The organism is Lysobacter sp. CCNWLW3 (assembly GCF_036697405.1).
GTDB lineage: Bacteria > Pseudomonadota > Gammaproteobacteria > Xanthomonadales > Xanthomonadaceae > Lysobacter.
Map to the genome: position 1 here is coordinate 1 of NZ_JBAHWA010000014.1, position 24,850 is coordinate 24,850.

Consider the following 24,850-nt stretch of genomic DNA (forward strand, 5'->3'; position numbering starts at 1 on the left):
CGCGACGGCACTACCAACGCGTTGCTGCAGGGCTACACCTACGACGCCACCGGCAACCGCACCAGCAAGACCGATGCGGGCGCCACCCAGGCTTACACCTACCCGAGCACCAGCCACCGCCTATCGCAGATCGGCGCCACCGCCCGCAGCTACGACGCGGTAGGCAACACCACCGCCGTCGGCGGCACTGCCCAGGAGTACGTCTACACCGCCGCCAACCGCATGGGCCAGGTGAAGCAGGGCGGCAATGCGGTGATGAACTATGCCTATAACGGCAAGGGCGAGCAGACGCGGCGCTACCCGACCAGCACATCAACTGCGCAAACCTACGCAAGCTACGACGAGGCGGGGCATACGGTCGGCATCTACGACCACGCCGGCAACCGCATCCAGGAAGTCATCTGGCTGAACGACCTGCCAATCGGCGTGATCGCCACCAACAAGCTGCACTACGTCCAGGCCGACCACCTGGGTACGCCGCGTAACGTGATCGATCCGGTGGTGGAGAAATCGGTGTGGGCGTGGCAGCTGGGCAACGAGGCGTTCGGCGGCAGCGCGCCGAATCAAGACCCCGATAACAACGGCGCCGCATTCGTGCTCGATCTGCGGTTCCCGGGGCAGCGCTACGATGTTGTCAGCGGACTAAACTACAACTATTTCCGTGACTATGAGTCTGTCACTGGTCGCTACTTTGAAAGTGATCCGATCGGACTGTGGGATGGTCCCAGTACTTACGCATACGTGCATTCCACGCCGCTGCATTCGTTTGATATCTATGGTCTTGCCAGGTACTACGGATTCTCCCCTCCTAGGGAGAAAGAGATGCGTGCTGCAAACGAAGAGGCCATCCAGCGTCTGCGGAAATGCTCAGGTTGCACGGATTGCGGTCCGAATGGGTACTACAGTGGGTACTGTATCTCCGATATGGAGAAAGAGCTGATCATTGCTAAGCTTCATGACGCGGAGTATCGCTACGTGCCACGGCAAGTATTTACGGTTGATAATCCGCCACGGCCAGTAGATGCAATCCATGTAAATGGTGATCTAGTGGACGTGTATCCTCATATGTTCATGTCGGCAAAGGCTTGCTCTTTGGCCAGCTTGCTTGCTCATGAGGCCGGCCACCAAGCACAGGTGCGAAACGGCCATCAGAGAATTTTCTTTATGGAAGAACGTTGTTTCGGATGCAAGAAATGGTGATCTTTATGCAAACAAAAGCACTTGCCCTCGCGATCTCTTGCCTGACGATTGCCAGCTGTGCATCTGGTGATGTTCGCGAATGCACAGGAAAAAGTATGGATATAGCACCCGAAAAAATAGGGAGCGGAGATGTAATCGATGATGTCAAATGGTTGATGGGGGCGGAACGGGTCAAGTCGCAAGCAATTAAGCGTCTAGGCTCTCCGAAAGACCTGCCCTCAGGAGAGTCTGCTTGGAGCTATGGCATTAGGCGTGAGGGGCGCGACTGCAATGAAGATGGCACGTACACGAGCACGTTCCATGTTCGCTACGCGATCATATCGATGGATTTTGATGCTCGGTCCTGCAATGTCAAAGAAAGCACATACATATCTTCAAGTGCTGAGGTAGACCCGTTCGGACCCGAGGCTGCCATCTCAGAGGAGACCATGAGTTGTGAGCGGTTTGTCGCCCGCGAGCAAGGGAGGTAGCGCTGGAAACAGGGGTCAGAGTGCACTTTCAGCTACAGCGCCCCGCCAGCTCACGCCTTATGTGGCCGCCCGATCTTCGCCGGTCCGGCGCGACGCTGTAGTTGTTCCTCGATCATGGTGCGGAAGCGATCTCCGCCGAGTGCGTGCTGGCGTTGTAGGCGCAGTCGAATGACATCTAACTCTTCTGGGTCGAGCGCTTCTTCGACGAACGCGCGATACGCATGTGCGCGGTGTTCGGTCTGCGGGTCCAATGCCAGGTAGGCGGAGTGCGCGGTGATCAGTGGGGCGTGTTCGCCTAGCGCATTGGCGTGATAGCTAGACCAGCGATACAGGCTAGGCGTGGGCACCAACCCTGCCCGTACGGGGTTGAGCTCGATGTAGCGGTAGCACCGCAGTAGGTAATGGTCGCTGTCCACCAGGCAAGCCTTGTAACGCCCCTCCCAAAGCGTACCGGTGCGGTGGTATCGATCGTTCACGTAGCGGACAAAGCGTCGGCCGAGTGCTTGCATCATCGAGCCGACTTGACCCGTCTGGGACGGCGTCACTAGCAGGTGCACGTGATTGGTCGTCAGGACATAGGCGTGGACCGCGCAACCTATGCGCCCGGCGATATCGCTAAGTTCGCTCAGATAGCGAGTACGATCGATCTCCTCGAAGAAGCAGGGGCGGCGATCATTGCCGCGCTGTACGACGTGTTGAGGGACGTGCGGCAGGTCGAGACGGGGCTGGCGGGGCATGCGACGTTTCCATGCGAGCTGCGTGCAGTCTCCGAGAATCGCCATTGGACATCCGTAGGCGGGCGCCGGCCGTTTGGGTAGGAAAAGTCCACTCTGACCCTAGTTCTGCAACTATGTTGATTATGCTCGAGCAAATGGTATGCAGTTCAACTTGTTCGTTAGGCCTGGTGCGCAATTGTCAGCGCCCCTAGAAGCTGCAGTTAGGTCTGGAGAAGTAGCTCTGAAGGTTATTCCATGAATGAGAAGCGAAAGACTGCTGCTGAGCTCATCGCTGAGCTAGGCTCTGACCCCGAGCACCAAGCGATGCTTGCCCGGAAAGAGGAGGAGCGAAAGCAACTTCAAGAAGAATGGGATCGAGCGGCTCAGCCCATCGTGGAAGGGCTGCGTGCTGCCGGCGTGAACGTGCAGGTGGTGGCGGACTTGCTTGATGGTCGAGAACTTGACCCAGCCATCATTCCTATCCTACTGGAGCACGTGAAACGGCTCGAGTACCCAGATCAGATCCGGGAAATGCTGCTGCGTGCCCTCGGTTCGCCGGTAGCGCGGCCGTACTGGGATGAGTTGGTCGCGCTGTTCGAGCAGAACGCCGCGCATCTGTCGCCAGCGATTCATTACGTGGCTGCAATTGCGCTGGATGGCGCCTTCAGCGATGCAGTGATCGACGATCTACTGCGGCTGGTCAAGGATCCTCGCTTGGGCCATGCCCGCGCCCCGCTGCTGTTTGCGCTGAAGCGTTCCAAAGACCCAAGGGCGAAGATGCTGCTGCTGGAGTTGCGTGAAGATCCCAGCATCGGGGGCGAGGTCAAGAGAATGCGCCGCTTGGATCGAAAGCGCGGCGGTACGGCTGGTTAAGAGAAGATCTGACATCCCCGGGGACTTGGAGGCGGGGAGGGCGCATGTTTCCTGAGTTCCTTGTGGCTGCGCTTTGCGTTGTTGTACGGCCGTGCGGTGAGCCGGTGATCGCCCGGTGCGGCCGCGCGCTAAAGTCGCAGGCAATCGTTCGCTCGATGGATCCAAGGAGCCAAGCCTCATGGAAGAAGCTACCCGCGCCCCGGCGCGCTTCGCGTGCCTGATCCTGGCCTGCGGCCTGTTCTCGATGAGCGTCTGCGCAGCCCCACCCGAGAGCAATCCAGTAGCGCACACGTACGCGCAAACCTACGGCGTGTCCGTGGACGAGGCCGAGCGCCGACTCGCGCGGCAGGCCGATATCGGTGCGCTGGAGCAGCGTATGCAGGCCGAGCGGCCGGACACGTTCGCGGGGCTGTATATCGAGCATCGGCCGGCCTACCGGGTGGTGGTGCGTTTCACCGGCGACGCCCAGGCGCAGTTGGCCGCTTACACCGGCGATCCGCTGTACGTGGCGCAGACCGCGCCGCGGTCGTTGCAGGTATTGCGCGGCACGCAGGACTTGCTGGGCCAGCGGCTGCACGCGGCGGGGATCGAGTTCATGTCCGGGACTGACGTGAAGACCTCACAGGTCGATATCTATGTGCTGGACGTGGAGAAGGCCATGGAGTGCCTAGCGGAGCTGCCCGTGATGAAGGAAGGCTTCGTCCGAGTGCACAAGACCGGCGGCTTCATCGAAACGACATAGCCCATCTGCCATCGTCGCCCGGTCGGCTGACCGCAGGAGACACGCATGGACCGATACACCGCCAGTTGCCTGTGCGGCGACGTCCGAGTGGTGGCGTCGGGCCGCCCCTATCGGGTGGGCCTGTGCCATTGCCTGGATTGCCGCAAGCACAGCGGCTCGGTATTTCACGGCTCGGCGATCTTCCCCGAGGACGCGGTCGCCATCGAGGGCGAGATCCGCGACTACGGCGGGCGCTGCTTCTGTCCGCGCTGCGGTTCGTCGGTGTTCGCGCGCAGCGGCGACGAGATCGAGCTGAGCCTGGGCGCCTTGGACGTTCCGGGCGACCTGATCCCGACCTACGAAAGCTGGAGCGTCCGCCGCGAGCCCTGGCTGCCGCCGTTTCCGCTGAAGCGCGGCTACGTGCGGGATCGCGAAGGCACGGGACGGTCCGAGGATTGAGGGTAGGGCGGCCGGCGCGCCGGTAGCCCGTCACGGCGGATGCGAGCACCGTCGCCCTGTTCGACGACGGTGGAGCCATGGGCGCGCGACGCACCCAGGTGCCGTCGACCGATCCACGCCCGATCAAGCCGCCATGCCTTGGCGCCGCGCCCAGCGCGATCTCAGAAGTCCCTGACCTTGAAGCGGATACGGTAGCTGGCGCCGTCGCCGATGTAGGACAGCACGGGCTCTTGTCCGGGGGCGATCCTGAGGTGCCGGGAGCGCGCGATGGGATCGTCGTCGCCCACGGGCCAGGTGGTGGCGAGCCCGACCGTGCCCTCGATGGCGGTGATCACGATGTTGGCCGAGGCAGCCAACTGTGCCTCGCTGGGCTGGCCGCCGCCGCCGAGCTGCAGCGCCCCCATGCGCGTGGTCCAGGCCAGGTTGGCCTGCGCCCTCACCAGGTCCAAGAACTTGGCGCCGTTGTCGAGAAAGTCGTTGTCCTCGTCGCGTTCCAGCAGGCCGACGACGTACAGCGAGTCGTCGAAGTAGCGCCCGATCTTGATATCGTTGCCGCGGCTTTGCCCGTCTTCGAAATCGGCGAAAGCGCTGGGATGGATGACGGACATCGAGTTGTGGAACGGTGCGCGGGTATTGCCTCGGAATACCAGCAGGTAGATGTCGTCGGATGAGTCGATCGATGCGTGGCAGGTGGTTTGGTCGACGCAGACATACGGGTCCATTCGTATCTTTCCTGTTTCGGTGGGGCGTTTCCCGTTCAACGCAGGACACCGCCGCCGTCGGCCAAGCCCGGGGCTTCTCAGGACGGAGCGCAGATATGTCCGGCTTTTCGCGCCCCTAGGCGGGCTCTGCGCTAGGCGCCGGCGCGCGGTGCGCCCAGCGCGTCACGGCGGACGCCAACTCGAACACCAGCAGCGGCGCGGCCCAGCTCAGCCACAGCAGCGTCGGAATCAGCACGGCCGGATGCGTCAGCGCCATAACGCCCGGCACCTGGATCGACAGGCGGAACACCATCGGCGCCAGGGTGACGATGTAGTTGCGCAGCATCCAGCGCCGGTGCGCCTGGGTACGGCCGGCGCGAATGGCGAGGTAGCCCGGCAGCGCGGTGCACAGCCATGCCAGCGCGGTGGCGGCGAAGGCCGCCTGCAGGGCGAAGCCGCCGGGCGTGGTGGCGATCAAGCCGGCCGCGCCGGCGCAGGCCACCAGCATCGCGCTCAGGTATACGCGGCCGGTCCAGCGGTGCGCACGCGGGTAGGCGTTGCGCAGCCGCGCGATGAACTGCAGCGGCCCCAGCAGCGCGGTCAGGGCGCCGCCGGCCAGGTGCGTCCACAGCCAGGCGCGGCGCGACCAGAACATGCCGTAGGCGGCGGGGTCCTGCGCTGCGTACTTGTGATAGCTGCCCCACAGGAAATGCAGCACCAGCGTCACCGCCACCAGCCACAGCACGGCCCAGGTGGCGCGGCGGGATGCGTTGGCGGTGGAGCTCGCGGTATGGCGGGAATGGACCATCACTGCCTCGCTGGCGGAGGGTGCCTACTCGCCGGATCATAGCCGACGGTTTTGCGCGTTCCGAAGCGCGTGCGCCCGACTCGACGCAGGTTGGGCACGGCCCGGCTCAGGCCGCCGATCTCACTGCGATGAGGTTCCGGCCCGCATCATGGCGTCCAGCAAGGCTTGCTGCCCGGTGCGCTCCAGGCCCGCGAGGATCTCGCTGCGGTCGCCCGGGCGCTCGTTCTGGCCCAGTTTGAACTTGGCGTAGCCCGCGACCACGCGGGCGCGGAAAGCGACCACGTGCGGGGCGAGTTTGTCGTAGCGCGCGCCCATGTCGGCGACCGACCAGGCGGCCGGGCGCTCGCGTTCCATGTGATCGACCAGGCGATTGAGCGCGAGTTCGGTGGCCTCGGCGCTGTCGTCGAAGGCGACGTCGATGTCCAACTGCACGGTTTCGTAGTTCCAGGTCGGCGCCTGGGTGCGGTCGCTCAGCCACGAGGGCGAGATGTAGCCGTGCGCGCCCTGGAATACCGCCAGCGCGCGCGGCTCCCGCCGCAGCAGCTCCGTGTGCGGGTGCACGCGCGGCATGTGGCCCAGCAGGGTCATGGCGCCGTCGGCGTCGCGTTCCAGCAGCAGGGGCAGCGGCGTGGCCAGCGGCGTGCCGGCGGCGGAGCTGATCACCAGGGCGAAGGGATGCGCGGCGATCATGCGGTCGGTGTCCGCGAGCGAGCCGGGTTTGTAGACGGGGTGGGTGTTCATGTGTGGCCGCGTCGGTGCGATCGGCCATTCTAGGAGCAAAACTTGCGCCGGCCGCTACTGCACGAAGATCAGCAAGACACCGCTCGGGTCCCAGACGTGCAGCACGCTGGCGTCGTCCACCGGTTCGGGCGGCATGTAGCGCGCGGGCGCGTAGGCGCCGCTGCCCACCACCTGCTTGGCGCGCTGGTGCCAGGCCTCGATGTCGGGCACGCCGATGACCATCATGAAGTTCTCGGCCCAGTCCTTGACGTAGTAGTTCTGCAGGCGGAAGCGATGGCCGTTCAAGTCGAAATCGGCGGTGCCGCCCCAGCCTTCGGACATCGTGAAGCCCATGGCCCGGTAGAAGCCCTTGGAGATCTCGAAGTTCTGGGCCGGAACATAGGCCTTGAGGCTGGTGATGCTGAGGGGCATGGCTCAGGTTCCTGCGGCAATGACGGAAGGCGGTCGAATTCGATGCCCGGCCATTCAACCATCATCGGCCGCCCGGATGAGGGCGTCGCCGCGGTTATTTGATTCAGCTCCTTGAACGCACGCCGCCGTAGGCATCGCCATCGCGCGTGCCGCGCCGTCGTGGAAGCCTGCGCCCGTGCTCCGCTTTACGTGCCGCTTGCTTCGCTGGCCAGGCCTGTTGCTTCGTCGGGCGGCTGATGCGACATTGTTCGCATGTTCCGGGGTAGTTCAGCGGTAGAACGCTCGGCTCTTAACCGGGAAGGCGCTGGTTCGAATCCAGCCCTCGGACCCATTCGGTTGCATCCTCAGCCACGCACATGTCGAACCGAAGCGATGATCCCGTCGAGGCGAAGGGCCTAGGTTCGGCCTACGCGGCCTTCCAGTTGTCGAAAGCGCTGACCACGTCGGAAACCAGCCCTGATCCGGAGGTCCGCGCTCGCGCAGAGGAACGTACCGCGCGTTGGCTCGGGGTGTTGGAGCACATGGTCTCCGGCGCCGCGAGCTACGGATCCCGCACGCCGTTGGCGCAAGTGCCCGCTTGGGTGACATTGGAGGTGGCCGCCGGCGGTTTCGCCACCGGCAGGCTGCTGGCGGGCGGCGAGCTTACGGGATACGAGCGCGAACTCGCGGCATCGTTGCCTGGAATTCGGCCCGGCTACGAGCGCCTGGATTTGAATCTTTGGTGCTTGAGCGATGCGGGCCTGGAGCACTTGCGCCAACGTCTGCAATGCGGCGATTACCGTATCGATCTGCCGGAGGAAGCCGCGCTGCCGACGGTGGCCTGGCTGCTCGGCCGGCATCGCGTCGAAGAGGCGCGATCATTGATCGAGGCAATCGCGCCGTTCTTCGATCGGCTGCGGTTCTTCCCGCCACCGGCGCAGGGCGCGTCGATCGCATCCGCCGAAGTGAATGTATTCAGCGCGGGGGACGTCGCGCGGCGGCTTGCCGCATTGCCCGCGCAGCCGAGGTTGGCGGAGCAGAGGCATGCCGTCGAGGTGCGGCTGCCCCTCTACGACGAGACGGTCGCCTTGTTTCTCGATACGTATTCTGATGGTTGGCCGTGCCGGCAATACCCGTCGGGTTGGTCCGCGTCGGCGCGCGGGCTATGCCTGAGGATCGACGCGGCCAGGCGCGCCCCGGCGCTGGCCCGGGACCCCACGAAGAACCGCGTCGAGGAGTTGTTCGCTTTGCTGGCCGTATGCGCCGACGAGCCGATGGCCTTGACGGGGCGTCAGGTTGGCCGCGTCCGCCGGATCGTCGACGATTTCGTGCAAGCGCATGGGCCGCCGGGAGGCGATCGTCTGGGCGACTACCGGCAGCGGCAGCGCCGGGATGTCGCTGCACCGGCCCATCATCTGATCGCCAAAGCGGTCTCGGCCCGGCTGGCCGCGTATCCTGCCGCGGAGGGCATTGCGGATTTCACGGCCCTATGCGTTCCGATCTCCTCCGCGGAGGCGGAGGGGGTCGCGCTCGAATCCGGCATCGCTTTGCCGACCGCCATCCGACGTCGCCTGGAACGTTGTCGCCGGGGCACGGTCGCCGAGCTGATCGAAAGCGGCATCATCACTTCAGCCGATACCGTGGCTCGGGTCCTGCCTGCACTGACAGCGGAGATCCGCAGTGCCGGCTTTGCGGATGCGACGCTGCGGCGGCTGTACGCCGCTACGTACCGCGCTTTCCGGAGGCGGCGTTCGCTGTTGCTCGTCAATTTGGAAAGCCAGGTCCGGCTGGCTGAACTGCCTTGGGTTGCGATCATCGAAAACGATCGGGCGGCCGACGCCGCGGCGGTCGCGTCGGCGCGGGAGGCCCTGGTCGAGTCGGCCGCGGTGACGCTGCTAGCATTCCCGCATGCCATTTTTCCCAACAAGTTGCTCCAGGAATACCGGGCCCTGGCGCAAGCCGCGCAATTGAATCTACCGTTCGTCGACGAGGTCGCCGCCGATATTTTCATGGGCCAGCTCTCGGCCAAATTCGCCGACGCCGGCAGGCGGGCTGCCCGCAGCATCGCCGGGACGGTGTACGCCGACTATTATGCGATCGACACCGATGCGCTGGCCGCGCTTCCGGACCCGCGCAAGGCTGGGTCGAAACCGAGCTTTTGGCGGAGGGATGCATCGCGCGGCGACGCCCTTTCAATGCTGGCGGCGGCGCGGGCAGGAGCGCCACTGGGGGCCTGGAGAGCGGCGGTGAACGGGACGATCCTGGAACAGGCGCAGATCCTCACCACGCATAACCTGGCGCTGCTGTTCGACGATCTCGGCTTGAAGGCCTGGCTGCAACCCAATCTGGAGGCGATGGCGCAGCGTTCGTTCGAGTGGATATGCAGGCGTCAACAGATGCGGATCGTGGATTGGCGCGCTCGACTGACCATGATCAAGAACACGGCTTACGCCTGGCGGCAGATGATCTTCTACCTGTCGGCGCTGGATTCCTCGCGTCGATCGAACGCCGTAGCGGCCATAGAGGCGCATTTCAGCGAGCAGCAGGCATCATTTCGCGCGAAGTTCGAGCCTGCCATGCTCGGTTTGCGCCTGGCGATGAAGGGCCGTAGGTTGAACCAGCGACAGCCCGGCCCCGACGGCGCTCGGGTTTTTATCGGTTGGACGACCGGCGAGCACTGGTTGCTGTCCAAGAATTAGGGCCTCGGACCGGGTGTCGATCCGGCGCGGGCATAGGGTGGGCGGCGAGGCAGAACACGGGTCGAAACATGGATTCGCGATGCGGTCATCGGGCCCTGTGTCCTGCGACACATTTTCACGCTTTGGTTACCCGCCTTTCACGGTCTTCTCCGCCCGCCATGCTCGAATGCGCGCACTCGCATCGGTCAAGGAGCGCGCAATGAGACAGCTTTCGATCGCGATGGCCCTGGCGCTGCTATTGCCGGCCTCCTGGGCGGTCATGGCGGCCGTGGTGACGGTCAGCGGACAGGGCCAGAGCTACGACCCCGGCATCGCCCTGGCGGATGCGCGCGCCGACGCCGTCGCGCAATGCACGGCGCAGGGCGGCACGCCGCTGGAAGAGATCTACAACCACGTCACCCGCGCCAACCTGTGGCTGGCCAGTTCGATCTGGCGCTGCGACGTGCCTTGAGGCAATGGCTACGGCGCCCGTTCAATCGGCGTCGTCGTCGCCGCCCGCGGCGCCGGCCAGGACTTTGCGCTGCATCGCGTCGAGGTAGGCGTCGGCTTCGGCCATGCTGCTGAAGATTTCGTTCATGGGCACGGCCTTGACCAGGTCGAACACCTTCTGGATCTGCGGCTGCGGGTTGACCACCACGACCTTGCCGCCGCGCGCCGACAGCGCCTTGCGGGCGCGGAAGATCGAACGGATGCCGGCTGAGCTGATGTACTCCAGGTCGGCGAGATCCAGCACCAGCGAAGACAGGGCGGTGTTGAGCACGGGCGCCAGGTGGCGATCGAGTTCGGCGTAGCTGGCCGTGTCCAGGCGGCCGGCGAGGCTGACGCGCTGGGCGTGCGCGGAGGGCGGGTCTATCCGGATCGTCAGGTCCATGAGTGGCTCCAGAGGCGAGAGGCGGCTTCAACCGCCGGTGTCGGTTCGTAGCAGCATGATGTGCAACAGGTTGTAGCGGCCCTCGCGGGCATAGGTCGCCTCGTCGGCGAGGCTGCGGATCAGGCGCAGGCCCAGGCCACCCAGGGGGCGATCGTCGATGTCGGCGTCCAGGTCGGGTTCGGCTTGCGAGAGCGGATCGAAGGCGGGGCCGTCGTCGCGGAAGTCCAGTGCGATACGGTCGTGGCCGATCGTGAGGTCGAGGACGACTTCGTGCTCGATACCGGGCCGCGCGCCATGGTCGACGGCGTTGCACATCACCTCCTCGGCGATGAGCCTTACGTCGCCGGCGCGCGCTCGATCGACGCCGGCCTTCGTCAGGGCTTCGTCCAGGGTCGCGAGCAAGCCCGGCAACAGCGCGCGTTCCTGCGGCGCGCGGAAGTGATGGCGCATGGCATCCTCCGGTCGGGTGCCGGCGTCGCTGCCGGTCCAGTGCAGCGAGAGCACGGCGATATCGTCGGATTGCGGGGCACCGGCGGCGAAGCGATGCACGTCGGCGACCAGGGCGCCGCACAGCGCGCCGGCTTCCGTCCCGTGGCGCAGGGCCTCCAGCAGGCGCTCGCCGCCGAATGCCCGCTGGCCGGCGTCGAAGGCTTCGGTGACGCCGTCGGTGTAGGCCACGAGGGCATCGCCATTGCGCAGGCGGCCACGCCACACCGGATAGCGGTCCGCGACCGACACTCCCAGGGGCGGACCCGAGTTCAGGTCCACGAATTGGGCGTCGCCGTCCGCGCGCAGCAGCACCGGCGGTTCGTGGCCTGCGCTGGCCAGCGCGAGTTCGCCGCTGCGCGCGTCGATCAGGCCGCACAGAACGGTGGCGAACATGCAGGTGTCGTTGCCTTCGAGCAGGCGCCGTGCGGCTTCCTTGAGCGCGATCTCGGGCGAGCCGCCCAGGCCTGCGGCGATTTCCAGCACGGTCATCGTGCGCGCCATGAACAAGGCGGCCGGCACGCCCTTGTCGGAGACGTCGCCGATCGCGAACCACAGGGTATGGCGGTCGCGTTCGAAGAAGCTGTAGAAGTCGCCGCCCACCGCCTTGGCCGGCTCCAGGCGCGCATTGGCCTGCAAGCGCCAAGTGTCGGTGCCCAGCACGCGCGCGCTGGGCAGCATCGCCAGCTGTATTTCGTGGGCGATGTCCAGCTCGCTTTCGAGGCGCTGGCGTGCCGTGCTCATGTCCTGGATCTCGACCATCTGGCGCTTGATCGAGCTGCGTGCATTGTCGAACGCGCGCGCCATCACCCCAACTTCGTCGCGCCGCTCGGTCTGGCCCAGGGGGTAATCGAACTCGCCCGCAGCGAAATGGCTGGCCGAACCGGTCAGGTCGCTCAACGGCGTGGTGATGCGGGCCGCCATCCGACGCACCAGCAGCGCGATCAGGCCCAGGGCGACCAGTACGATGGCCGCCAGTTCGATCAGGGTGCGCCTGAGCGCGGCCAGCAGCGGGGTGTGCGACATCGACACCTGCAGGCTCCAGCCGGTGGTCCCGATCGGTTCCAACAGGGAGTAACGCGTCTCGCGGGTGCCCGGCAGGGTGTGGGTGAACTCGAGTCGACGGCCGCGCGCTTGCGCGGCGCTCATGTCGATCAGATCGGTGCGCCCGGACGCGACGATGTAGCGTGCGAGGGTGGTCTTCAGAGCGACGGCCGGGTCCTGGTGCAGGGCGATGCTGCCCTTGGGCGCGAACAGCGCCGGGCGCTGGCCGTGGATGCGATGCAGCGGCTCGACCAGCTCGGCCCAGCGGGCGATGGGCACGTCCAGGCTGATCATGCCCAGGCGCGTACCGTCGCGCGCCTTGAGCGGCATGTTCAAGGTGCTCATCCAGAGGCCACCGGCGGTTTCGTTGAAGTAGGGCTCCGACCACCAGGGCGCATCGGCATGCAGCGTGCGCTGGTACCAGCCCTGGCGGTGCGCGTTATAGCCCAGGGCGATGAGGTCGCGATCGCGCACGCCGCGCTTGTCGACGCCGACGTAGTAGGCCATCGGCGCGCCGTCGCGCAGCACGTTGGGTTCCAGTGCGATAAGGCCGCCGATGGCGCTGGCATCGGCGTTCAGCAGCGCCTCCATCGTCTTTATGGTCGATTCGCGGTCCAGGGCGAGGCTGTTGAACAGGTCGATCATGCCCGCGCCGGTGATGCGCACCGACTCCATCGAAGCCAGCAGCCGGTCGGCCGTTTGCGCCGCCTCGTAGCGCGTGCGCTCCTGCGCATTGGCGATGATCTGATAGCGTGCGAGCAGGAAGGCCAGGACGAAGCCGATCAGCAGCAACACGCTGACCAGCGCGCCGAACCACAGCATGAGCTTGGTGCGCAAGCTATTGCGCCATGTCACTGGCGGGAGGCCGGCGGCGACGGCCGCGGGTGTGAGGGCCAGGGCGGAGATTGGCTCGATCCGGTCCATCGGACGCTCCAAGGGCATGGACCGAGCATAGTCCCGGGCGAGGCGGCGGCCCATCGCCGCTTGCGTGAACTGTGAGGTAGTGAAGGTCTTGCCGGCTGCGGTGCTCATAGAGGGCCGGCTGGCGGGGTTTAGGTGCGCGCGTTCGCCGCCCGTGAAGAGCCGGACGCGACCAATCGACCTTGCGTTAACCGCCCAGCCCTCAGCGTGCGGTATCGCCGGCCCACAGCACCGGCATACGAGGCGATCGACATGGGCAAGGACACTTCAGGCCAGAACCGGAAGCACGACGGCGGCCAACACGACGACGGCCCGCCGGCCGGTCAGGGCCATCAGACGCTGCCCGGAGAGAACCCGTCCGGGCAGGACGCGCACGCGCGGCGCAAGCAGGTGCAGAACGCGGACCTGCCGGAGGGCGAGGGTCATCAGACGCTGCCCGGCGAGGATCCGCCGAAGAAGTAGGGCTTCGACCTGTGACCATTACCGCGTTGCGTATTGCGCCAGCGGTGCGAGCCGGCTAGGCCGCGCTCGCTGGCGTCGGCTGCGATGCGCCAGCCCGCCGCGGCCAAGCGAAGTACGTCCGCCACGCATAGCCCCACGGCACCACCGCCGCCAGCAAGGGCAGCGCGAGGAACGACGCGGCGACCTCGCCGGTCGGCGTGTCCCACAGCGTGCCGGCCTGCCATAGCGGATAGGCGACGAAGCCCAGCCACACCGCCTTGTAGCCGAGGGTGAAGAACATCAGCGGCAGCCAGCGCAGCGGTCGCAGCAGGCCGAACAGCGCGAGCGCGGGGTAGGTGGCCCAGACGGCGAACGCGATCGCGCGCACCGGCTCCCACGGGCCTTCGTGGGTGAGCAGCGCACGCCAGGCGGTCGGTGCGACCAACAGCAGCATCAGCGCGAAGAACAGGCGCAGGCCCCAGATCTGGACGGGGCGCACGCCTTCGTGGCGCGGGTCGGGGGCGAACGGGTTGCGCATGGCGTCAATCCTCGGAAGGCAGGGTGGGGTCGAAGACGAGCAGGTCGCCGGGCTGGCATTCCAGCGCCGCGCAGATCGCTTCGAGGGTGGAGAAGCGGATCGCCTTGGCCTTGCCGGTCTTGAGGATGGACAGGTTGGCCAGGGTGATGTCGATGCGCGCGGCGAGCTCGGTGAGCGTCATGCGGCGCGCGTGCAGTTGTTCGTCCAGGCGCACGACGATCGCCATGTCACACCGTCCCTTCGAGGTCGGCGCGCATGCGGGCGCCGTGGGCGAACACGCCGGACAGCACGAACAGCAGCAATACCGCCAGCCAGGGGGTGAAGGAGAAGCTTTCGATGCGACCCGGTTCCCACACCGCGGCGGCGATCGCGGCGACGAGCATGCGCAGCGCTTCCAGCGCCAGCACGCTCCAGGCGATCCAGTCCAAGCGGCGGACATTGGCCTGGATGAAGGGGTCGCCGCTGCGCACCGTGTCGACGATGGCCAACAGCCGGCGCAGGACGGTGTGGACGATCGCCGCGCCGGCGATGCCGACGACGACGATCGCGCGCAAGCCGTAGGAGGCCTGCGGGTATTTCGCCACCTGGTCAAAGCCCAGTGCGCGTTCCGGCCAGCCGTTCATGAGGAGGCTGGCGCACAGCAGCACGATCAGGCACAGGGCATACAGCAGGTTGAGCAGGGTCAGGCCCTGGATGACGGGACGGGCCGCGGCCAGGGCGCGGGTGGCTGTGCGGTTCATGGCGGTAACCTCTGCGTTTTATCGTGTGTCGATAATACAAATATCGTTTATCGATAAAATAGGCCATTAGGCATGGATCGAACCGCTTGACCCGGCGCGCCCTTGAAAAGAGAATGATCGTTCATTCTTTGCAATGCCCGCGGTCCGGCCGACCGCAACAACGACCTGAGGCTCCCCCATGCCGTCGCATAAGTCCATGTTCCATAACGCTATTACCCGCGCTCCTCAGCTGTTGGCCGCGACCGCGCTCAGCCTGGCGCTGGTCGCCTGCGGCGGCGGCGAGCCGCCCGGCGGCCCCGGCGGCCAGAAGGGCCAGGTCACGGTGGTGACCCTGAAGCCCGAGACCGTCACCCTGACCCGCGAACTGCCGGGGCGCACCAGCGCCTCGCTGATCGCCGAAGTGCGGCCGCAGGTCAGCGGCATCGTCGAGCGCCGTTTGTTCACCGAAGGCGGCCTGGTCCGCGCCGGCCAGCCGCTGTACCAGTTGGACGACAAGACCTACGCGGCGGATCTGGAAACCGCGCGGGCCACGCTCGCGCGCGGCGAAGCGGCCTTGAACTCGGCGCGCTTGAACGCCAAGCGCTCCAGCGACCTGGTCAAGATCGACGCGGTCAGCCGGCAGGACGACGAAGCCGCGATCGCCACGCTCAAGCAGAGCCAGGCCGACGTGGCCTCCGGCCGCGCCGCCGTGCAGAACGCCAGCGTGGTGTTGGGCCGCGCGCGCATCAGCGCTCCGATCAGCGGCCGCATCGGCAAGTCGGCGGTGACCCAGGGCGCTTTGGTGACGGCCAATCAGGCCGAGCCGCTGGCGGTGGTGCAACAGCTCGATCCGGTGCACGTCGACATCAGCCAGTCCAGCGCCGAGCTGCTCGCGCTGCGCAAGCAGATCGCCGCCGGCACCCTGACCGAGGCGAACACGCCGGTGACGATCCTGCTGGAAGACGGCAGCAAGTACCCGCTGGACGGCAAGCTGGCGTTCTCCGAAGTCACCGTGGACGAAGGCACCGGCAGCTTCCTGCTGCGTGTGGTGGTGCCCAATCCCGACCAACTGCTGATGCCCGGCATGTATGTGCGCGCGCTGATCGGCACCGGCGTGCGCCAGAACGCGCTGCTGGTGCCGCAGCAGGGCATCACCCGCGATCCCAAGGGCAGCGCGACCGCGATGGTCGTCAACGCCAAGGGCCAGGTCGAACCGCGCGAGGTCCAGGTGGGCCAGGCGATCGGCGACAAGTGGCTGGTCGAAGGCGGCCTCAAGGCCGGCGACAGGGTGATCGTCGAGGGCCTGCAGAAGATCGGCCCCGGCATGCCGGTCGATGCGACCGAGAAGGGCGCCGCGCCCGCCAAGCCGGCCGCCCCCGCCGCCGCGCCTAAGCCGTAAACGGAGACATTCATGGCACGGTTCTTTATCGATCGCCCGATCTTTGCCTGGGTCCTGGCGATCATCATCATGCTCGGTGGCGCGATCGCGATCACCCAACTGCCGATCTCGCAGTACCCGACCATCGCGCCGCCGACCGTATCGGTGAACGCGTCCTACCCCGGCGCTTCGGCCAAGGCCGTCGAGAACTCGGTGACCCAGATCATCGAGCAGAACATGAAGGGCATCGACGGCCTGATGTACATGTCGGCGACCAGCTCGTCCGACGGCCAGTCCAGCGTCACCCTGACCTTCGAAAGCGGGGTCGATCCCGACATCGCCCAGGTGCAGGTGCAGAACAAGCTGCAGCTGGCCACGCCGCTGCTGCCGCAGATCGTGCAGCAGCAGGGCGTGAGCGTGTCCAAGGCGAACTCGTCGTTCCTGCAGGTCATCGGCTTCGTGTCCGAGGACGGCAGCATGAACGGCGCCGACATCGCCGACTACGTGGCCGCCAACCTGGTCGATCCGCTCGCCCGCGTCGACGGCGTCGGCAGCACCCAGCTGTTCGGCACCAAGTACGCGATGCGGATCTGGCTGGACCCCGATAAGCTCAACACTTACAAGCTGACCCCGGCCGACGTCATCGGCGCCCTGAAAGCGCAGAACGCGCAGGTCGCGGTCGGCCAGCTCGGCGGCACGCCCTCGGTGAAGGGCCAGCAGCTCAACGCCACCATCACCGCGCAGGACCGCCTGCAGACCGCCGAGCAGTTCCAGAACATCGTGCTGCGGTCCAACAGCAGCGGCGCGGTGCTGAAGCTGCGCGACGTCGCCCGCGTGGAGCTGGGCCAGGAAGATTACGGCACCATCGCCCGCTTCAACGGCAAGCCGGCGACCGGCATCGCGATCTCGCTGGCCACCGGCGCCAATGCGCTGGCCACCGCGCAGGCGGTGCAGGCCGAGTTGGAGCAGCTCAAGCCCTCGTTCCCGAAGGGGCTCAAGGCGGTGACGCCGTTCGACACCACGCCGTTCGTGCGGGTGGCGATCGAGGAGGTGATCAAGACCCTGCTCGAGGCGATCGTGCTGGTGTTCCTGGTGATGTACCTGTTCCTGCAGAACTTCCGCGCCACCCTGATCCCCACCATCGCGGTGCCGGTGGTGTTGCTGGGCACGTTCGGCCTGCTGGCCCTGTTCGGCTATTCGGTCAACATGTTGACCATGTTCGCGGTGGTGCTGGCGATCGGCCTGCTGGTGGACGACGCCATCGTCGTGGTCGAGAACGTCGAGCGCGTGATGAGCGAGGAAGGGCTGTCGCCGGTCGAGGCCACCCGCAAATCCATGGACCAGATCACCGGCGCGCTGGTCGGCATCGGCCTGGTGCTGTCGGCGGTGTTCGTGCCGATGGCCTTCCTGGGCGGCGCCACCGGCGTCATCTACCGCCAGTTCTCGGTCACCATCGTTTCGGCGATGGGCCTGTCGGTGCTGGTCGCGATCGTGCTGACTCCGGCGCTGTGCGCGACCATGCTCAAGCAGATCGAGAAGGGCCACCACGCCTCGGACAAGGGCTTCTTCGGCTGGTTCAACAAGAAGTTCGATGCCGGCAACAGCAAGTACCAGGGCGTGGTGCGCGGCATCGTCACCCGCTCGGGCCGCTTCATGATGGTGTTCGCCGCGATGGCGGTGCTGATGGGCGTGATGTTCTTCCGTCTGCCGTCGTCGTTCCTGCCGCAGGAGGACCAGGGCTTCCTGTTCACCATCGTGCAGGCGCCGGTCGGCGCGACCCAGGAGCGCACCGGCGAGGTGCTGAAGAAGGTCGAGGAGCAGTTCCTGTCGGACAAGGCGGTGGATTCGCTGTTCACCGTGCAGGGCTTCAGCTTCGCCGGCAACGGCCAGAACGCGGGCATGGCGTTCTCGCAGCTCAAGCCGTGGGAAGAGCGCGAAAACACCTGGGGCGACCGCTGGCGCTGGCTGACCAGCTTCGGCAAGACCCCGATGCCCGACAACAGCGTGGACGGTGTGGTCGGCCGCGCGATGGGCAGCTTCATGGGCATCAAGGACGCGTTCGTGTTCGCGCTGGCGCCGCCGGCGGTGTTCGAGCTGGGCAACTCCAACGGCTTCGTGTTCTACATGAAGGACAACGCCGGCCTGGGCCACGAGGCGCTGGTCGCCGCGCGCAACCAGTTCCTGGGCATGGCCGGCAAGAGCGAGCTGCTGCAGAACGTGCGCCCGAACGGCATGGAGGACACGCCGCAGTTCCGGGTCGACGTCGACAATCAAAAGGCCGCCGCCTTGGGCCTGAGCATCGACGACATCAACTCGACCCTGCAGGCGGCCTGGGGCGGTCAGTACATCGACGATTTCGTCGACCGCGGCCGGGTCAAGCGCGTCTACATCCAGTCCGACGCGCCGTTCCGCATGGTGCCCAGCGACTTCAATCGCTGGTACGTGCGCAACGACAAGGGCGACATGGTGCCGTTCTCGGCCTTCGCCAGCACGCGTTGGGAATACGGTTCGCCGCGCCTGGAGCGCTACAACGGCGTCTCGGCGCTCGAGATCAACGGCGAAGCCAAGGAGGGCGTGAGCTCGGGCCAGGCCATGGCGGAAGTGGAGAAGCTGGTGGCGCAACTGCCGCCGGGCATCGGTCTGGAATGGACCGGCCTGTCGTTCCAGGAACGCCAGGCCGGTGCGCAGACGCCGCTGCTGTACACGCTGTCGCTGCTGATCGTGTTCCTGTGCCTGGCGGCGATGTACGAAAGCTGGGCCATCCCGACCTCGGTGCTGCTGATCGCGCCGATGGGCATCCTGGGCACGGTGCTGGCGACCTGGGCGCGCGGCATGGAGCGCGACGTCTACTTCCAGGTGGCGATGCTCACCACCGTGGGTCTGTCGAGCAAGAACGCGATCCTGATCGTCGAGTTCGCCAAGGAGAACCTGAAGAACGGCATGGACCTGATCGGGGCCACCCTGGCCGCGGTGCGCGACCGCCTGCGCCCGATCATCATGACCTCGCTGGCCTTCGGCCTGGGCGTGCTGCCGCTGGCGCTGGCCACCGGCGCGGGTTCCGGCGCGCAGCGCGCGATCGGCACCGGCGTGCTGGGCGGCATGGTGGTGGGTACCTTCCTCGGCATCTTCTTCGTACCGCTGTTCTTCGTGGTGGTGGAGAAACTGTTCGTCAGGAAAAAGCACGCGCCCCCGGCGCAGGCTTCGGCAGGAGCGCAGAGCCATGAATAAGCTTCCGATCCACACCCTGGCGCTGGCGATCGCGCTGGCGACCAGCGGCTGCGTCAGCCTGGCGCCGAAGTTGCCCGTCGCCGACGCGGCGATTCCCGGCGAATGGCCGCTGCCGCCGACCACCCAGGCCTTCACCGGCGCCGCGCCGGTGGGCGAGGGCGGCGCGCCGGCCTCGACCGCGGTGGCCGACATCGGTTGGCAGGATTTCTTCGCCGATCCGAACCTGGAGACCCTGGTCGGCCGCGCGCTGGAGAACAACCGCGACCTGCGCGTGGCCGTGCTGAACGTCGAGAAGGCGCGCGCGCAATACCGCATCCAGCGCGCCGACCGCGTTCCGGCCGTGGGCGTCAGTGCGCAGTTGCAGCGCACCGGCGGCGACAATCAGGCGGTGGTCGACCAATACACCGCCGGCGTGGGCATCACCAATTTCGAACTGGACCTGTTCGGGCGCGTGCGCAATCTGAGCCAGTCGGCGCTGCAGCGCTACTTCGCCGAGGAGGAGGCGCGCCGCAGCGCGCAGCTGAGCCTGATCGCCGAAGTGGCCAACGCCTACCTGACCCTGGCCGCCGACCGCGAACTGCTGTCGGTGTCCGAAGCCACCTTGAAGAACCAGCAGTCGGCGTACGAGCTGACCCAGAAGCGGCGCGAGCTGGGCGCGGTGTCGGGCCTGGAAGTGAGCCAGGCGCGCACCCAGGTCGAGCAGGCGCGCGCGGACGCGGCGCGTTATGCCGGGCAGGTGGCGCAGGACATCAACGCGCTGAACCTGTTGGTGGGCGAGCCGGTGGATCCGGCGCTGCTGCCGCAGCGCCTGACCAGCGAGGTCAGCGGCATCGCCGCCTTGCCGTCCGGGCTGCCGTCGGAAGTGCTGTTGCGCCGCCCCGACGTGCTGCAGGCCGAGCACTTGCTGCGCGCCGCCAACGCCAACATCGGCGCCGCGCGGGCGGCGTTCTTTCCCTCGATCAGCCTGACCGGTTTGCTCGGCAGCGCCAGCGGCGAGCTGTCGGGGTTGTTCGATGCGAACACGCGCGCCTGGTCGGTCAATCCGGTGGTGTCGATCCCGATTTTCCAGGGCGGCAAGCTGCGCGCGGGCCTGGATTCGGCCAAGGCCGACCAGCAGATCGCCCTGGCGCAATACGAGAAGGCGATCCAGTCCGGCTTCCGCGACGTCGCCGACGCCCTGGCGCTGACCACCACCCTGGCCGAACAGCGCCAGGCGCAGGAAGCGCTGGTCGAGGCGGCCGCGCGCGCCGACGAACTGTCCACCGCGCGCTACAAGGCCGGCCGCGACAGCTACCTCAACCAGCTCGATGCGCAGCGCACCTTGTACGCGGCGCAGCAGGGCCTGGTGACCACGCGCTTGAACGAACAGATCAACCGCGTGACGCTCTACAAGGTCCTCGGAGGTGGCTGGAACGAGCGTAGCCAATGAGCAGGCAGGCCAAGTCCAGCCCCAAGGCCGAGGCGCGCGCGCTCGCCCAGCGCGAGCGCATCCTGGTCGCGGCGCAGAAGTGCTTCGTCGTGCACGGCTTCCATGCCGCCAGCATGGCCAACATCGCCGATACGGCCGGTATGAGCGCCGGCCTGATCTATCGCTACTTCAAGAGCAAGAACGACATCATCCTGGCCATCATCGGGCGCCAGCTCGAGGAGGCCAGGGCCGATGTGGCGCAGCTGCACACCAGCAGCGACCTGGTCGGCGGCATCGCCGGGGTGTTCCAGCAGTGGCAGGCCAAGGACCCCACCCTGACCAATGCGGCCCTGTTCCTGGAGCTGACCGCGCAGGCCACCCGCGACGATGAGATCGCCGCGGCCACGCAGTCGTCGGACCGGGTTCTGCGCGCCGACCTGGTGGCGTGGTTCGTGCGCGGCACCGAGGACGGCGGCCTGGGCCTGCCGCAGCGCGAGGCCGAAACCCGGGTGCTGCTGCTGCAGTCCTTGATCGAGGGCCTGGCGATCCGCGCCATCTGCCAGCCGGAGCTGAGCGTGGACGAGGTCAAGCTGGCCCTGCAGCACGTGCTGCCGGCCCTGCTGTCCACGAAGGCCTGAACGGCGCGGCGGCGCACGTCGGACTTTCCGGCGCTGCGTCCGCGCGCGCCGGGACATCGCCGGCGCGCGCGGCCTTAGCGTTTGCTCGCCAACACGCCGTCCAACGCCAGCTGCGCCTTGAAGCCGGCCTTGTCCAGGCGCTTGGCGACTTCGCGCGGCACGTCGCGGCCGCTGGTGAGCTTGTTCGGGCTGCCGGTGTAATGGAACAGACGGCCGCCGCGGCGCAGCACCCGCGCCAGTTGATCGTAGAAAGCCTGCGAATACAGCTCGCCGGCGATGCCGAAGCGCGGCGGATCGTGGAGCAGGGCATCGACCGAGGCGTCGGCGATCTGCGCGATCGCTTTGGACACGTCGGCATGGGCGAGCCGCAAACGCCCGCCGTGGGCGGGCGCGTCCGGGTCGGGCGACCAGGGATTGAGCGTGCGCAGCCACAGCACGTTCTCGTTTTTCTCGAACGAGAGGATGCGCGCCGCACCCGCGTCCAGGCAGCAGGCGGCGAAATAGCCCAGGCCGCCGCAGGTATCCAGCACCACCTTGCCGCGCGGTTCGACCAGCGCGACCTTGCGCTGCGCGTCGTCGACGGGCGAGGTCTTGGCGGTGGGCAGCATCTTGATGCCGTCGATTTCGAAGGTGGGCGCGCCCCATTCGGTCGGCACCAGCTTGATCAGCGAACCGGCATAGCGCGACACCGGTGCGTAGTCCGCACCGTCCCAGTAGTAGACGGTGCGGTCCTTGAGCGGGCCGGGGTAGGGGTAACTGCGTTCGCGCCATTGCCAGTCCTGCGCGTCCAAGCGCGCCTCGTCGTTGGTACGGCCCAGATCCAGCGAGCCCGTCCACGCGCCGGCCCGGGCGTCGCGCGCGGCGAGCAGGGCCTCGGCGATGGGACGGGTCAGCAAGGGGCCTGAGTAGTGGGGCACGACGGGCGATCTCTCGGTGGCGACGCCGGCGCATCGCCGATGCGGTGAGGCGGCGATGGATGCAGGGCTGGGGGCGGATCGTACCGTGTGCGCGGCGCTGCGGGCGCGACGGGAACGCCGCGACCTCGGTCGCGCAGCGCGGTCGTGGGCGATGTCCGGCCGCAGCCTGCGGCTACGCGCGCCGCAAATCGCCAAGGCATCGGCGCGCGCCGCTGTTTTGAAATGAGAAGCATTCTCATTATAGTGGACGCACTCCCACGTTCCGGAATCGTCCTGCATGCATGTTTCTTCCCGGCCTGGCGCCGCGCCGACGGCCTCGCTCGCGGCCGCCATCGCCTGCGTGTTCGCGTTCGCCAGTCTGTCCTTGTCGGCCCAGGCGGGCCCTTCCGCTGCGCCGCTCGCACCCGGCGCCGGCGATGCCGCGGCAGACGAGGCCGATGCGACCCTGCCGGCGGTCACCGTGCACGGCGTGGCGGTGGACGAAACCGCGAACGGGCCGGTGCAGGGCTATGCCGCGCGCCGCAGCGCCACCGGCACCAAGACCGACACCCCGCTGCTGGAGACGCCGCAGTCGATCTCGGTGATCGGGCGCGAGGAGCTCGATGCGCGCGGCGCGCAGACGGTCATGGAGGCGGTGGGGTACGCGCCCGGCGTCGTGGTCGGCAACTGGGGCTACGACGCGCGCGGCATCGACTGGCTGCTGATCCGCGGTTTCGACGCCACCAACGCCATGTTCCGCGACGGCCTGCTGATGCCGGCCTATTCGCTCACCGATTCGTACGGGCTGGAGCGGGTGGAACTGCTGCGCGGGCCGGCGTCGGTGACCTTCGGGCAGAGCGACGCGGGCGGCGTCGTCAACCGGGTCAGCAAGCAGCCCAGCGCCAGCGCCGTGCGCGAGCTCGAATTGCAGGTGGGCAGCTTCGATCGGCGGCGGCTGGCCGCGGACGTCGGCGGCCCGCTGAGCGACGCGCTGAGCTACCGCGTGGTCGCCACCAGCCTGGACAGCCACACCCAGGAGCGCTACCCGAACGGGGCGCAGGTCGAGGTGAGGCGCGACTACCTGGCGCCGTCGCTGCGCTGGCAGCCCTCGCCGGACACCTCCTTCACCCTGCTGGGCGAGTACTTCAAGAGCCGGGCGGGCGACGACACCGGTTACGTGGTCGGCCCCGGCGGCGTGCCCACGCGGGTCAAGGAAGGCGAGCCGCGCTACAGCTGGATCGAACAGGAACAGCACGCGCTGGGTTATCTGTTCGAGCACCGTCTGAGCGAGGCCTGGGCCCTGCACCAGAACCTGCGCTACAACGGCTTCGACACCGACAAGCACCACATCCATTCCAGCCTGGGCGGCGACGGCCGCACCCTGACGCGCAGCGCGCGCTACGACATGGACCGCGTCCACCAGTGGACCGTCGACACCAACCTGCAGGGCCGCGTGAGCGGCGGCGCCGCCGAACACACCTTGTTGGTCGGAGTGGACTGGACCCGGATCGGCTATTGGACGCAGTCCTATTCCGGCCCGGCGCCGGACCTGGACCTGCTGGCGCCCGTCTACGGCCGGCCCATCGCCGCGCCCTCGCTGCTGGGCACGGACTTCAAGCAGGCCACCACCCAGATCGGCGTGTACGCGCAGGATCAGATCCGCTACGGCGAGCATTGGGTGCTCACCCTGAGCGGCCGCCAGGATCGCGTCGAAGCCGTCACCCGCGATCGCCTGGGCGGCAGCCGCAGCACTCAGACCGACGACCAGTTCAGCGCGCGCGCCGGCGTGACCTACCTGGTCGGCAACGGCTGGGCGCCCTACATCAGCTACGGCGAATCCTTCCTGCCCACCAGCGGCGTCGGCGCCGACGCGCGCCCGTTCGAGCCCAGCCGCGGCAAGCAGGTGGAGGCGGGCGTGAAGTTCCAGCCCGAGGGCGCGCGCACCCTGCTGACCGCGGCGGTGTTCGACCTGCGCAAGTCCAACGTGCTCACCTACGACCAGCAGACCTTCGAAGGCCGCCAGATCGGCCGCATCCGCTCGCGCGGCGTCGAACTGGAGGCCAAGACCGAATTGGCGCGGGGCCTGGACCTGACCGCGTCCTACACCTGGCTGGACATGAAGGTGATCGACAGCGCCAACGCCGTCGAGCTGGGCAACACCCCGATCCAGGTGCCCGAGCAGACCGCCGCCGTGTGGCTGGACTACGGCATGGACAACGGTTTCGGCGTCGGCGCCGGCGCGCGTTACATCGGCCGCCGCTGGAACGACGAGGGCAACACCCGCGCCGAAGGCGTCGTCGCCCTGGTCGACGCCAGCGCGCATTACCAGCGCGGGCCGTGGCGCTTCGCCCTCAACGTCAGCAATCTCGCGCAACGCGAATACGTTTCCTCGCGCGCGTACGGCGGCTATTACCCCGGCAGCGAGCGCAGCTGGCTGGCGACGGTGAAGTATCGATTTTGAGGCGCGGCGGACGAGCGCCGGCGTAGGGGGACGCAAGCCCGCC

24 protein-coding genes and 1 tRNA gene are annotated in these 24,850 nt (G+C 67.1%); 14 read left to right on the forward strand and 11 right to left on the reverse strand.

Translation table 11 applies throughout. The annotated features are described in order from the left end of the window. Together V1318_RS17180 and V1318_RS17185 are read left to right on the forward strand one after the other, a co-directional pair. Window positions 1-1,200: RHS repeat-associated core domain-containing protein (locus tag V1318_RS17180; RefSeq protein ID WP_332940959.1), on the forward strand; the 1,200-nt coding region annotated here is incomplete at its 5' end. Then, window positions 1,185-1,670: a hypothetical protein gene (locus tag V1318_RS17185; protein WP_332940960.1), complete on the forward strand. Its 486-nt coding sequence runs from the start codon at window positions 1,185-1,187 to the stop codon at window positions 1,668-1,670. The genes V1318_RS17180 and V1318_RS17185, both read left to right, overlap by 16 nt. Before the next feature lie 50 nt (window positions 1,671-1,720). Here the strand turns inward: V1318_RS17185 and V1318_RS17190 are convergent, their stop codons facing one another. Further along, window positions 1,721-2,407: a transposase gene (locus V1318_RS17190; RefSeq protein ID WP_332940961.1), complete on the reverse strand. Its 687-nt coding sequence runs from the start codon at window positions 2,405-2,407 to the stop codon at window positions 1,721-1,723. 234 nt (window positions 2,408-2,641) lie between these two features. Here V1318_RS17190 and V1318_RS17195 point away from each other — a divergent pair, with 234 nt between their 5' ends. From V1318_RS17195 to V1318_RS17205, 3 genes are all read left to right on the forward strand, one after another. Further along, a complete protein-coding gene (locus V1318_RS17195; RefSeq protein WP_332940962.1) occupies window positions 2,642-3,259 on the forward strand; it encodes a hypothetical protein in 618 nt (205 codons plus the stop codon). A gap of 178 nt (window positions 3,260-3,437) precedes the next feature. After that, the gene (locus V1318_RS17200; protein WP_332940963.1) at window positions 3,438-4,001 is read left to right on the forward strand and encodes a hypothetical protein; all 564 of its coding nucleotides are present in this window, start codon (window positions 3,438-3,440) and stop codon (window positions 3,999-4,001) included. 45 nt (window positions 4,002-4,046) lie between these two features. Next, window positions 4,047-4,439 carry a GFA family protein gene (locus V1318_RS17205; protein WP_332940964.1) on the forward strand — a complete coding sequence of 131 codons (393 nt, stop codon included), beginning with the start codon at window positions 4,047-4,049 and terminating at the stop codon, window positions 4,437-4,439. Window positions 4,440-4,600: 161 nt separating this feature from the next. Here the strand turns inward: V1318_RS17205 and V1318_RS17210 are convergent, their stop codons facing one another. The 4 genes from V1318_RS17210 to V1318_RS17225 all read right to left on the reverse strand — a co-directional run bounded on the left by V1318_RS17210 (window position 4,601) and on the right by V1318_RS17225 (window position 7,100). Beyond that, on the reverse strand, window positions 4,601-5,161 hold the full coding sequence (locus V1318_RS17210) for a hypothetical protein (RefSeq protein WP_332940965.1): 561 nt from the start codon (window positions 5,159-5,161) through the stop codon (window positions 4,601-4,603). 115 nt (window positions 5,162-5,276) lie between these two features. After that, window positions 5,277-5,948, reverse strand: coding sequence for a DUF2306 domain-containing protein (locus V1318_RS17215; RefSeq protein WP_332940966.1), 672 nt, complete (start codon window positions 5,946-5,948; stop codon window positions 5,277-5,279). A gap of 120 nt (window positions 5,949-6,068) precedes the next feature. Further along, window positions 6,069-6,689, reverse strand: coding sequence for an FMN-binding negative transcriptional regulator (locus V1318_RS17220; RefSeq protein ID WP_332940967.1), 621 nt, complete (start codon window positions 6,687-6,689; stop codon window positions 6,069-6,071). A 54-nt stretch (window positions 6,690-6,743) separates the two neighbouring features. Beyond that, entirely contained in the window at window positions 6,744-7,100 is a 357-nt protein-coding gene (locus tag V1318_RS17225) for a hypothetical protein (RefSeq protein ID WP_332940968.1), read from the reverse strand. Window positions 7,101-7,356: 256 nt separating this feature from the next. Here V1318_RS17225 and V1318_RS17230 point away from each other — a divergent pair. The 3 genes from V1318_RS17230 to V1318_RS17240 all read left to right on the forward strand — a co-directional run bounded on the left by V1318_RS17230 (window position 7,357) and on the right by V1318_RS17240 (window position 10,229). Further along, window positions 7,357-7,431: transfer RNA gene (locus tag V1318_RS17230), tRNA-Lys, on the forward strand. A gap of 25 nt (window positions 7,432-7,456) precedes the next feature. Then, window positions 7,457-9,778: a hypothetical protein gene (locus V1318_RS17235; protein ID WP_332940969.1), complete on the forward strand. Its 2,322-nt coding sequence runs from the start codon at window positions 7,457-7,459 to the stop codon at window positions 9,776-9,778. Window positions 9,779-9,977: 199 nt separating this feature from the next. Beyond that, the gene (locus V1318_RS17240) at window positions 9,978-10,229 is read left to right on the forward strand and encodes a hypothetical protein (protein ID WP_332940970.1); all 252 of its coding nucleotides are present in this window, start codon (window positions 9,978-9,980) and stop codon (window positions 10,227-10,229) included. A 21-nt stretch (window positions 10,230-10,250) separates the two neighbouring features. Here V1318_RS17240 and V1318_RS17245 read toward each other — a convergent pair whose 3' ends face one another. Beyond that, window positions 10,251-10,649, reverse strand: a complete 399-nt coding sequence (locus V1318_RS17245; RefSeq protein WP_332940971.1) for an STAS domain-containing protein — start codon at window positions 10,647-10,649, stop codon at window positions 10,251-10,253. A 27-nt stretch (window positions 10,650-10,676) separates the two neighbouring features. Then, entirely contained in the window at window positions 10,677-13,016 is a 2,340-nt protein-coding gene (locus tag V1318_RS17250; RefSeq protein ID WP_332940972.1) for a SpoIIE family protein phosphatase, read from the reverse strand. Between the two features lie 336 nt (window positions 13,017-13,352). Between V1318_RS17250 and V1318_RS17255 the strand changes: the two genes are divergently transcribed. After that, window positions 13,353-13,562, forward strand: a complete 210-nt coding sequence (locus tag V1318_RS17255) for a hypothetical protein (protein WP_332940973.1) — start codon at window positions 13,353-13,355, stop codon at window positions 13,560-13,562. A 55-nt stretch (window positions 13,563-13,617) separates the two neighbouring features. Here the strand turns inward: V1318_RS17255 and V1318_RS17260 are convergent, their stop codons facing one another. From V1318_RS17260 to V1318_RS17270, 3 genes are read right to left on the reverse strand one after another with little or no spacing between them, the layout of a single operon-like run. Next, window positions 13,618-14,079 carry a hypothetical protein gene (locus V1318_RS17260; protein WP_332940974.1) on the reverse strand — a complete coding sequence of 154 codons (462 nt, stop codon included), beginning with the start codon at window positions 14,077-14,079 and terminating at the stop codon, window positions 13,618-13,620. A 4-nt stretch (window positions 14,080-14,083) separates the two neighbouring features. Beyond that, window positions 14,084-14,305 (reverse strand): helix-turn-helix transcriptional regulator, encoded by a 222-nt coding sequence (locus V1318_RS17265; protein WP_332940975.1) that lies wholly within the window; start codon window positions 14,303-14,305, stop codon window positions 14,084-14,086. 1 nt (window position 14,306) lies between these two features. Next, window positions 14,307-14,819, reverse strand: a complete 513-nt coding sequence (locus V1318_RS17270; protein ID WP_332940976.1) for a DUF2975 domain-containing protein — start codon at window positions 14,817-14,819, stop codon at window positions 14,307-14,309. Window positions 14,820-15,015: 196 nt separating this feature from the next. Between V1318_RS17270 and V1318_RS17275 the strand changes: the two genes are divergently transcribed. The 4 genes from V1318_RS17275 to V1318_RS17290 are packed head-to-tail and all read left to right on the forward strand — an operon-like array spanning window position 15,016 to window position 21,450. Beyond that, window positions 15,016-16,197 (forward strand): efflux RND transporter periplasmic adaptor subunit, encoded by a 1,182-nt coding sequence (locus V1318_RS17275; RefSeq protein WP_332940977.1) that lies wholly within the window; start codon window positions 15,016-15,018, stop codon window positions 16,195-16,197. Window positions 16,198-16,209: 12 nt separating this feature from the next. Beyond that, window positions 16,210-19,404, forward strand: coding sequence for an efflux RND transporter permease subunit (locus V1318_RS17280; RefSeq protein WP_332940978.1), 3,195 nt, complete (start codon window positions 16,210-16,212; stop codon window positions 19,402-19,404). Beyond that, window positions 19,397-20,833: an efflux transporter outer membrane subunit gene (locus V1318_RS17285; protein WP_332940979.1), complete on the forward strand. Its 1,437-nt coding sequence runs from the start codon at window positions 19,397-19,399 to the stop codon at window positions 20,831-20,833. Before V1318_RS17280 ends, V1318_RS17285 begins: the two co-directional genes overlap by 8 nt. Then, window positions 20,830-21,450, forward strand: coding sequence for a TetR/AcrR family transcriptional regulator (locus V1318_RS17290; RefSeq protein WP_332940980.1), 621 nt, complete (start codon window positions 20,830-20,832; stop codon window positions 21,448-21,450). The genes V1318_RS17285 and V1318_RS17290 overlap by 4 nt, the downstream gene beginning before the upstream one ends. A gap of 74 nt (window positions 21,451-21,524) precedes the next feature. On the opposite strand, the gene V1318_RS17295 is transcribed toward V1318_RS17290, so the two are convergent. Beyond that, window positions 21,525-22,367 carry an SAM-dependent methyltransferase gene (locus tag V1318_RS17295; protein ID WP_332940981.1) on the reverse strand — a complete coding sequence of 281 codons (843 nt, stop codon included), beginning with the start codon at window positions 22,365-22,367 and terminating at the stop codon, window positions 21,525-21,527. A 277-nt stretch (window positions 22,368-22,644) separates the two neighbouring features. On the opposite strand from V1318_RS17295, the gene V1318_RS17300 reads away from it, so the two are divergent. Beyond that, window positions 22,645-24,807, forward strand: coding sequence for a TonB-dependent siderophore receptor (locus V1318_RS17300; protein ID WP_332940982.1), 2,163 nt, complete (start codon window positions 22,645-22,647; stop codon window positions 24,805-24,807). Window positions 24,808-24,850: the final 43 nt, after the last annotated feature.

What these genes read in the sequence shown, in the direction of transcription:
- V1318_RS17185 (WP_332940960.1), top strand. Translation starts at nt 1,185, where the DNA reads ATGCAAGAAATGGTGATCTTTATGCAAACAAAAGCACTTGCCCTCGCG.
- V1318_RS17190 (WP_332940961.1), bottom strand. Translation starts at nt 2,407, where the DNA reads ATGCCCCGCCAGCCCCGTCTCGACCTGCCGCACGTCCCTCAACACGTC.
- V1318_RS17195 (WP_332940962.1), top strand. Translation starts at nt 2,642, where the DNA reads ATGAATGAGAAGCGAAAGACTGCTGCTGAGCTCATCGCTGAGCTAGGC.
- V1318_RS17200 (WP_332940963.1), top strand. Translation starts at nt 3,438, where the DNA reads ATGGAAGAAGCTACCCGCGCCCCGGCGCGCTTCGCGTGCCTGATCCTG.
- V1318_RS17205 (WP_332940964.1), top strand. Translation starts at nt 4,047, where the DNA reads ATGGACCGATACACCGCCAGTTGCCTGTGCGGCGACGTCCGAGTGGTG.
- V1318_RS17210 (WP_332940965.1), bottom strand. Translation starts at nt 5,161, where the DNA reads ATGGACCCGTATGTCTGCGTCGACCAAACCACCTGCCACGCATCGATC.
- V1318_RS17215 (WP_332940966.1), bottom strand. Translation starts at nt 5,948, where the DNA reads ATGGTCCATTCCCGCCATACCGCGAGCTCCACCGCCAACGCATCCCGC.
- V1318_RS17220 (WP_332940967.1), bottom strand. Translation starts at nt 6,689, where the DNA reads ATGAACACCCACCCCGTCTACAAACCCGGCTCGCTCGCGGACACCGAC.
- V1318_RS17225 (WP_332940968.1), bottom strand. Translation starts at nt 7,100, where the DNA reads ATGCCCCTCAGCATCACCAGCCTCAAGGCCTATGTTCCGGCCCAGAAC.
- V1318_RS17235 (WP_332940969.1), top strand. Translation starts at nt 7,457, where the DNA reads ATGTCGAACCGAAGCGATGATCCCGTCGAGGCGAAGGGCCTAGGTTCG.
- V1318_RS17240 (WP_332940970.1), top strand. Translation starts at nt 9,978, where the DNA reads ATGAGACAGCTTTCGATCGCGATGGCCCTGGCGCTGCTATTGCCGGCC.
- V1318_RS17245 (WP_332940971.1), bottom strand. Translation starts at nt 10,649, where the DNA reads ATGGACCTGACGATCCGGATAGACCCGCCCTCCGCGCACGCCCAGCGC.
- V1318_RS17255 (WP_332940973.1), top strand. Translation starts at nt 13,353, where the DNA reads ATGGGCAAGGACACTTCAGGCCAGAACCGGAAGCACGACGGCGGCCAA.
- V1318_RS17260 (WP_332940974.1), bottom strand. Translation starts at nt 14,079, where the DNA reads ATGCGCAACCCGTTCGCCCCCGACCCGCGCCACGAAGGCGTGCGCCCC.
- V1318_RS17265 (WP_332940975.1), bottom strand. Translation starts at nt 14,305, where the DNA reads ATGGCGATCGTCGTGCGCCTGGACGAACAACTGCACGCGCGCCGCATG.
- V1318_RS17270 (WP_332940976.1), bottom strand. Translation starts at nt 14,819, where the DNA reads ATGAACCGCACAGCCACCCGCGCCCTGGCCGCGGCCCGTCCCGTCATC.
- V1318_RS17275 (WP_332940977.1), top strand. Translation starts at nt 15,016, where the DNA reads ATGTTCCATAACGCTATTACCCGCGCTCCTCAGCTGTTGGCCGCGACC.
- V1318_RS17280 (WP_332940978.1), top strand. Translation starts at nt 16,210, where the DNA reads ATGGCACGGTTCTTTATCGATCGCCCGATCTTTGCCTGGGTCCTGGCG.
- V1318_RS17285 (WP_332940979.1), top strand. Translation starts at nt 19,397, where the DNA reads ATGAATAAGCTTCCGATCCACACCCTGGCGCTGGCGATCGCGCTGGCG.
- V1318_RS17290 (WP_332940980.1), top strand. Translation starts at nt 20,830, where the DNA reads ATGAGCAGGCAGGCCAAGTCCAGCCCCAAGGCCGAGGCGCGCGCGCTC.
- V1318_RS17300 (WP_332940982.1), top strand. Translation starts at nt 22,645, where the DNA reads ATGCATGTTTCTTCCCGGCCTGGCGCCGCGCCGACGGCCTCGCTCGCG.